The 2507-nt window shown below is 61.5% G+C and carries 2 protein-coding genes; both read right to left on the bottom strand.

Annotation, left to right across the window (positions count from 1 at the left end):
- Positions 1 to 133: 133 nt before the first annotated feature.
- On the bottom strand, positions 134 to 892 hold the full coding sequence (istB, locus tag AX760_RS03495) for an IS21-like element helper ATPase IstB (RefSeq protein WP_071831503.1): 759 nt from the start codon (positions 890 to 892) through the stop codon (positions 134 to 136).
- Positions 889 to 2385: an IS21 family transposase gene (istA, locus tag AX760_RS03490; RefSeq protein WP_139276433.1), complete on the bottom strand. Its 1497-nt coding sequence runs from the start codon at positions 2383 to 2385 to the stop codon at positions 889 to 891. The genes istB and istA overlap by 4 nt, the downstream gene beginning before the upstream one ends.
- Between the last annotated feature and the right edge of the window lie 122 nt (positions 2386 to 2507).

The raw sequence follows: 2507 nt of genomic DNA, 5'->3' as shown, positions 1-2507 counted from the left end.
TGTCAACGCCGGAGTAAAAACCGGCCAGGCGGCGGAGTAAAACCAGGCCACTTGCGGCGCACGCATGAGACCTCCGGGAGGGCGTAGCCCGAGCGGGGGTCTCATGCGTGCGCGTCGATGTTCTGAAGGTGTTTCAGCCGGCCTTTCGGGCTCGGCTTTGGGCGAGACGATAGCTATCGCCGTTCATCTCGAGGATGTTGACGTGGTGGGTGATGCGATCGAGCAGAGCGCCGGTCAGACGCTCCGACCCCAAGGTTTCGGTCCATTCGTCAAATGGAAGGTTGCTGGTAATCAGGGTCGCGCCGCGTTCATACCGTTGTGAGATCAGCTCGAACAGCAATTCTGCACCGGTCTTGGAAAGCGGCACGAAGCCCAACTCGTCGATGATGAGAAGCTGGTATGCGGCCATTTGCTTCTGGAAGCGGAGCAGACGCCGTTCGTCACGCGCCTCCATCATCTCGCTTACCAGGGCGGCGGCCGTGGTGAACCCAACGGACAGGCCCTTCTGGCATGCGGCCAAGCCGAGACCGAGAGCCACGTGGGTTTTGCCCGTGCCGCTGGGCCCAAGCGCTATCACGTTCTCGCGACGCTCGATCCATTCGCAACGCGCCAGTTCCAGCACCTGCATCTTGTTGAGCTTCGGGATGGCGGCGAAGTCGAAACTATCAAGGCTTTTGACGACGGGGAATTTGGCCGCCTTGATCCGACGCTCGACCTTGCGGCGATCGCGTTCGATCATCTCCCTTTCGGAGAGCCGGAACAGGTATCCGACATGGTCGACGCCTTCGGTGGCGCATAGCCGAGCCAGTTTCTGGTACTCGCGCTGGAAGGTCGGCAGCTTCAGGGTCTTGAGATAGTGGGCAAGCAGTATCTCTGGTGCTTCGACGGTCATGCTGCTTCCTCCCCACGGTCGGAAAGCAATCGCATATAGGCCTTCGCCGATGTCGTCTCGACCGTCGCCCTCGGCAAATACGGGTAGATGGACAGGTCCAGTCGCGGCGGTCGGCGTTCCACCCGGCACAGGATGAGGTGTTTGACCGCATCGAAGCCGATGGCTCCGAGCTGGAGGGCCTGCGTCACCGCCGCATGCAGGTCGGCGAGATCGAAGCTTTCCAGCAGGCGAAGAACCTGCACATATTCCCGCCGGCCATGTTTGGCCATACGGCCCTCCATCAGGCGGCGCAGCGTGGCGAACTCTTGCGGCAGATCCCAGCCCTGGAGAGGGGCCGCCTGATCCAGAGAATTGATCTTCTGCTCGATCAGCGGCAGGTAATGTACAGGGTCGAAGACGACGTCCTCCCGTTCCCAGCATCTCGGATGGCGGGCTATGATCTCGCCCCGGCAGCCAATCACCACTTCGTCGACATAACCCCGCACCCAGACGTCCTGATGGCCGTAGGCGACCGGCACGGAATAGTCGTTGGTCTTGTAGCGCACGAGCGACTGGGCCGTCACCTTGGCGCTTGCCTGATCACACGCATCGAAAGGCGACGGTGGTAACGCACGCATGGCGGCCAGATCCCGCTGCAGGCGCTCGCCGATCGTCTCGCTCTCACCGCGCAACCGGGCGCGCTGGCGCTTGCGACATTGCTCTTCCAGCCAGACGTTGAATGCCTCCCATGTCGGAAACTGCGGGATCGGAACCATGAAGTTGCGCCTGGCGTAGCCAACGAGACCCTCGACGTTCCCTTTGTCGTTGCCTTTGCCTGGACGGCCATAGCGATCCCGGATCAGGTAGTGGGACAGGAAGCCGCTGAACAGCGCTGCTCGCTTGCGTGTCCCGTCGGGCAGGATCTTCGCAACAAGGCAGCGGTCATTGTCGTAGACGATCGACTGCGGCACGGCCCCGAAGAAGGCGAACGCATGGATGTGGCCATCGACCCAGGCCTCGGCCACCGCCGCCGGATAGGCCCTGACATAGCAGCCGTCACTATGCGGCAGGTCGAGCACGAAAAAGTGCGCTTTCCTCTCCACGCCGCCGATCACCACCATCGCCTCGCCGAAATCGGCCTGCCCATGGCCCGGCGGATGAGCCAGCGGCACGAACACCTCCTGGCGACGTTGATCCCGCTCGCGCATATAATCCTTGATGATCGTGTAGCCGCCGGTGAAGCCGCGCTCGTCACGAAGTCGGTCGAACACCCGCTTGGCCGTATGGCGCTGCTTGCGCGGCACTTGTCTGTCTTCCTCCAGCCAATGATCGATGGTTGAAACGAACGCATCCAGCTTCGGCCGCTGGATTAATGAGCGTCGCTGATAGCCAGGCGGCGTCGAATACGACAGCATCTTGGCGACGCTGTCGCGCGATATGTTGAAATGCTTTGCTGCCTGACGCTGTGTCATGCCTTCAGAAACAGCCAGGCGAACCTTCAGATAGATTTCCACGGTGTAGATCCCCAAGCCCTCCTGCATTCGTCGCAGAAGAGAAATAGGTGGCCGGATTTTACTCCGCCCGCAGCCGGACTATTCCGCCGCTACCGTGGCCGACTTTTGCACCGCCGCTCTCA

Source organism: Pararhizobium antarcticum (assembly GCF_001885585.1).
GTDB classification, from domain to species: Bacteria; Pseudomonadota; Alphaproteobacteria; order Rhizobiales; family Rhizobiaceae; genus Pararhizobium; species Pararhizobium antarcticum.
The sequence above is the reverse complement of the archived record's forward strand: the minus strand, read 5'-3'. Positions and strand labels throughout refer to the sequence as shown.